This window comes from Novosphingobium sp. B 225 (assembly GCF_002198665.1).
Classification (GTDB): domain Bacteria; phylum Pseudomonadota; class Alphaproteobacteria; order Sphingomonadales; family Sphingomonadaceae; genus Novosphingobium.
On sequence record NZ_MWLM01000001.1, the window covers coordinates 1,791 to 7,490 of the forward strand.

General features: G+C 65.4%; 4 protein-coding genes. All 4 read right to left on the bottom strand.

What is annotated here, in order from left to right; genetic code table 11:
* Positions 1–103: 103 nt before the first annotated feature.
* Positions 104–1,675: a hypothetical protein gene (locus MNBBLIKP_RS00005; RefSeq protein ID WP_088306458.1), complete on the bottom strand. Its 1,572-nt coding sequence runs from the start codon at positions 1,673–1,675 to the stop codon at positions 104–106.
* A 135-nt stretch (positions 1,676–1,810) separates the two neighbouring features.
* On the bottom strand, positions 1,811–2,245 hold the full coding sequence (locus tag MNBBLIKP_RS00010; RefSeq protein ID WP_088306460.1) for a hypothetical protein: 435 nt from the start codon (positions 2,243–2,245) through the stop codon (positions 1,811–1,813).
* Positions 2,246–2,334: 89 nt separating this feature from the next.
* Entirely contained in the window at positions 2,335–3,372 is a 1,038-nt protein-coding gene (locus MNBBLIKP_RS00015) for an InlB B-repeat-containing protein (RefSeq protein ID WP_088306462.1), read from the bottom strand.
* A 139-nt stretch (positions 3,373–3,511) separates the two neighbouring features.
* A partial coding sequence (uvrA, locus tag MNBBLIKP_RS00020; RefSeq protein WP_088306463.1) for an excinuclease ABC subunit UvrA occupies positions 3,512–5,700 on the bottom strand: 2,189 nt, incomplete at its 5' end.

A 5,700-nucleotide genomic window follows, 5' to 3' on the forward strand; every position in this document is an offset into this window, starting at 1 on the left:
CTGCGCAAAATGGAGAGGATCTTTGGTTGGCGATCCAGGGGACAGTCTGGCCGCCGGACGGGGACACGCAATAGCATGTCCCGTCTCGCCCCGCCCCGCCCGATCAGCTCGCCGCCGCGTTGAATGCTGCCCCGGGGCGGATGACGAAGTTGGAGGCGGGGGCGTTGCCGGCATTGGCTATCGCTTTGCCGTCAATCGTCAGGCGGTTGGTGACCGCGCTGTCGATCACGCCGGTCAGGTCGATCTGGTTGCCGCCGCTGGCCGCGATTGCCACCCCGGTTTGAAATCCGACGCTTTTCGGCACGCCAACGATGCCGCAGCGCGCCGTGTTGCCAAACCCGCCCTGGACGCGGATCCCTTCGGTTGCGGGGCCGGCCAGTTGCATCACTTTCACATCGGCATTGCAGCCAAAGCACTTGTCGAATTTGACCCCGGTGGAATGGTTGACCACCTGGCCAGAGATTGTGCAGTTGATGCAGTTTGAGAACAGCACCCCGATCTTGCCATTGCCGCCGCCGGGGAAGGCCGCAATCTGCGCCGCGACGATCTGGACGTTCTGGGCGTTGATCAGGGTGATCGGCTGGCCGGTGGCGCCCACGCCGGGGGCAGAGTAGCAATCCACCAGAGTCAGGTTATCGCCGCTGTCGGCCCCGGTCTTGTCGATGCGGATGCCATCGGCCAGGTAACTGTCGTGCCAGTGGCTGTTGAAATGGGCGTTGGACCCGCCACCCAGGCACAGCAGGCCGTGGTGGACCTTGGCGGTTTCGACCCGTTCAACCTGCATGTCGGTATAGGATCCGATGATGATCATCCCCCGCGACAGCGCAGCATTGCCGGCGTTGCTCATCCGCACTTCGCGGGCGCGGAACACGATCAGCGATGGGAAGCGCGGGCCCAGCCCATCGTCCTGCGTGCCATCGAGCATGAAGGAATAGCTGCGGGCGCCCTGCCCGGTCATCAGGTCAAAGCAATCCTCCCACAGCGGGGACAGGGCATTGGCCCAATAGGTCCCGACCAGGTTGGAACCGGTGATCTTGCCGCTGCCATCGATCGTGCCCATCGTATCGACTTCGCGCACGGTGGCGTTCGAGGTCATGCGCATATGCAGGGCGTGGCCGGTGTCATCGTCCTGATTGGGGCTGGGCGGGACCGTCGCCGGGACGGTGCGGACCAGGGTCATGCCGCACAGGAGCGGCCGTTCGGCATAGTAGGCGCCGGGCATCCCGCCGCAGTGGATGATGTGCGCGGTGGGGTGGTTGCTGCTGATCGCCGACTTGTCGCGCCCCTGCCCGGTCACGCGCCGCCCGCTCTGGCTGATCCGCCAGGTGCCGTTGGTGTAATAGGTCGCCGAGGCCAGTTCGACCGAGGGCAACAGCGTGACCGCCGCGTTCAGCGCGGCGAGCGTGGCGGTGCGCGCGGCGGTGGAGCCATCGCCGGTGACCGCGCCGAACCATTCCGGCTTGCCCGCCACCCCGTCCCACACGCGGGCCCAATAGAACCCGCTCTTGCCCGATGTGACATAGATGCCGTTCAGCGGATCGGCAGTGGGCGGCGTGCCCGCGCGGCATTCGAACAGCCCTTCGCGGCCATTGGCATTGAGGAATACCGTCAGCCCCGCTGCGGGCGGCAGCGCTTGCATGGCAGAAATCGTCGCGACATTGGTAACATTTGCCATGCGTTATTCCTGACACTGGGATGCAAACCGGGAAGCGGGGTTGTCCGGAGTTCCCGGGGCACTGTCAACGCCATTGGCCGGGTGGGCCGCGTTACCTCTCCGTCAGTCGGATTCGGCCTCTGCCCGCTGTGGCCGCTACTTATCCATCCCCCAGTTCAGCGTCACCGAAGTCCCCGCGCCGTCTGGCTGGGGGGCAACCATCACCATCAACGAGCGCTGGGTGCCCTGGGTGGCGGAATAGGAGGTGGGGGTGGAGAGGCCGTCTTTCAGACCGGCACTGTGCGCCTGATCGCGGTACCAGCCGAGCAGCGCCGTGGCAGGCTGCGCGGTGGTATAGGCAACGGTACCGCTCTGGTGGCCGGGGCGGGTCTGGCCCTGGGTGCAGAGCGTGATCGCGGCGTCAGCGGCCAGCACGGCATGCGGCGGCAGGTCCTGGCATGGCACCGCCGCCGCGCCGCCGCTGGCCTGCGCGGGAGCGGCGCTGGCAGTCTGGTCCCCCGCCTGCTGAGCGCCCTGCCCGCACCCGGCTAGCGCCGCGAGCGCGAGCAGCGATATGAAACTGCGGTTCATCGTGATCTCCCGGATTGTCTGCCTCGGCCCCATGCCCGGCGCCCCGCCCGCCGGGGGGGGCAGCGCGCCGGGTTCAGGGTTTGTGCGGGTTACTTGATGTTGGCGGCCACGTTGACCAGCACGGTGCGGTCCGCGCTCATCGCGAGGGTGCAAGTCGTACCGATGGTGGCAGCGCACTCGCCGCCCCAGCCGCCTTGCTTGACCGGAATGGAATAGCCCGCACCGATCCCGCCGACCGCATTCGCCATCAGGGTCACGTTCACCCCGGCCGGGGTCGAGGCCACACAGGTCGCCGTCCAGGTCTGGTTGCCGGTGACCCCGGCGGGCAGGCCGTTGGGGCCAGCCTTGGGCGTGCAGTCCCATTCCAGCTTGGGATTGGTCTGCAACCAATAGGCGCCCACCAGCCCGCGCGTGTAGATCACGGTCAACTTGTGCGCTTTGCCCGGATCGATGAACTTTGCGGTCAGCACCACCGGGTTCTTCGCTTCGAAAGTGCAACTTCCGCCGTTGCAACCGGCCTGGCTGCTGGACCAGCCATCGAACGTCGCCGGAGCCTGCGGGGTGGCGGTCAGCGCGACTTGCGTGCCCACCGGTACTGTCATTTCGCAGGTCCCGCCCGAATAGCCCTTGGTGTCATGGGTGCAGTTGATCGTGCCCTGGGCAAATGTGCTCGGCTTGACCGTGCCGCCCCCGACCGGGATTTCGACCTTGATCGTCACCATCGGCTTTTGCTCAGGCGTCCCGAACGTGGCGGACACCGCGAAAGCCTTGGTCGGCGTGAGGAAGCAGCGCGGACCCTGCCCGGCGCAGGCGCCTGCCCAGCCCTTGAACACCTGGCCCGGGCGCGGATCGGCCATGAACAGGATCTGGGCGTTGGCGGCCGCAGTCTTGTTGCACAGCGCGCTTTGCTGGCCGGTGGCCGGAGCGCAGAGGTTGGGGCCCCAGCGCACCCCGCCCTGGCCGTTGACGCTGACCGACACCGGCACTTGCGGCGCGACGTTGAGCGTGTTGAGCGCGGCGGGCGGCGGGGCCGTGTTCTGCTTGAACACCACCTGCGCCGACAACATGCCCGGCAGGGCAAGCGCAGCGATCACGGTGGCGAAACGGATTGAACGGACAAGTCGCATCGAGGTTCTCCTGTTTGCCTCTGTTTCAACCAGGATGCGACCAACGATCTTTCGTTTTTTATCCTGTGCTGCGAACAGTCCAACAGGAATATCACGGAATCAAGTCCCGATTGCCAAGCACCTGATTTGCAAACAACTGTTACCGCACCAGCAGCGGTTTCAGATAGTGCCCGGTAAAGCTGCGCTCCACTTTGACCACTTGTTCCGGCGTCCCCTCGGCCACCACTTCACCCCCGCGCACCCCGCCTTCGGGGCCAAGATCGATGATCCAGTCGGCGGTTTTGATCACGTCCAGATTGTGTTCGATCACCACCACCGAATTGCCCTGATCGACCAGCCGGTGCAGCACTTCCAGCAGCTTGCGCACGTCTTCGAAATGCAGCCCGGTGGTCGGTTCATCGAGGATATAGAGCGTCTGCCCGGTTGAGCGGCGGCTGAGTTCCTTGGCCAGTTTGACCCGCTGCGCCTCGCCGCCCGACAGCGTGGTGGCCTGCTGGCCGACCTTGACGTAGCCAAGCCCGACCTCATTCAGCATATGCATCTTGTCGCGGATCGGGGGAACGGCCTTGAAGAATTCCTCCGCGTCCTCGATCGTCATGTCGAGCACATCGGCGATCGACAGGCCCTTGAATTTCACTTCCAGCGTTTCGCGGTTGTAGCGTTTTCCGCCGCATTCCTCACACGTCACGTAAACGTCGGGCAGGAAGTGCATTTCGATCTTGATCAGCCCGTCGCCCTGGCACGCCTCGCACCGCCCGCCCTTGACGTTGAACGAAAACCGCCCGGCCTTGTACCCGCGCGCGCCGCTTTCAGGCAGGCCGGCGAACCAGTCGCGGATCTGGGTGAAAGCGCCGGTGTAGGTGGCGGGGTTGCTGCGCGGGGTGCGGCCGATCGGGCTCTGGTCGATCTCGATCACTTTGTCGCAGAATTCCAGGCCCGTGATCTTGTCATGCGGCCCGGCGATCACCCGCGCACCGTTGAGTGTGCGCGCGGCCCCGGCGTAAAGCGTGTCGAGCGTCAGGCTGCTTTTGCCACTGCCCGATACGCCGGTGATGCAAGTGAAAGTGCCGAGCGGGATCGCCGCCGTCACCCCGCGCAGGTTGTTGGCCCGGGCATTGTGGACGGTCAGCTTGTGCCCGTTGCCTTTGCGGCGCTTGGCCGGGACCTCGATCCGGCGGCGGCCCGACAGGTACTGCCCGGTCAGGCTGTGTTCGGCATCCAGAATGTCCTGCAAAGTCCCCTGCGCAACGATCTCTCCCCCGTGCACGCCCGCGCCGGGGCCGAGATCGACCACGTGATCGGCAGTGCGGATCGCGTCCTCGTCGTGTTCCACCACGATCACCGTATTGCCCAGATCGCGCAGCCGCTGCAGCGTGGCGAGCAGCATGTCGTTATCGCGCTGGTGCAGCCCGATGCTGGGTTCGTCGAGCACGTAGAGCACGCCGGACAGGCCGCTGCCGATCTGGCTGGCGAGCCGGATCCGCTGGCTTTCCCCGCCGCTCAAAGTGCCGCTGGTCCGATCGAGGTTGAGGTAATCGAGCCCGACGTTGTTGAGGAACCCCAGCCGCTCGTTGATCTCTTTCAGGATGGCCTTGGCGATCTGACTTTGCTGCGCGGTAAACTGTTGGTCCAGTTCGGAAAACCACTTGAGCGCGGCGACCACCGAAAGGTGGGTGATCGACGAGATGTCCGCCGCCGCCACCTTCACTGCCAGCGCCTCGGGCTTGAGCCGCTTGCCCTCGCAAGTCTCGCACGGCTGCGCGGTCTGGAACTTTCCCAGCTCTTCGCGCATCCACGCGCTTTCGGTCTGCAGCAGGCGGCGGTTGAGATTGCCGATTACGCCTTCAAACGCTTTCTTGACCGTGTAGCTTTTCTTGCCGTCCATGAAAGTCAGCGGCACGGCCTTGCCCCCGGTGCCGTACAGGATCACCAGCTGCACTTCGCCGCCCAGCTCAGCCCAAGGGGTATCCAGACTGAAGCCGAATTCAGCCGCCAGGCTGGCCAGCACCTGCATGTAATAGGGCGAAGGCGGGTTGCTCTTGGCCCAGGGCACCACGGCCCCTTGCTTCAGGCTCAGCGCCTCGTTCGGGACCACCAGCTGCGGATCGAACAGCAGCTTTTCACCCAGCCCATCGCAGGCCGGGCAGGCCCCCTGCGGCGCGTTGAAGCTGAACAGCCGCGGTTCGACTTTCTCGATGGTAAAGCCGGAAACCGGGCAAGCAAACTTTTCGCTGAACACGATGCGATTGGGGGGCAGGCCCGCGCCTTTCATCTGGCCGAGCGAAGCGCCCCCTCCGTCAGCGCTGCGCGCTGCCACCTCCCCCAGAG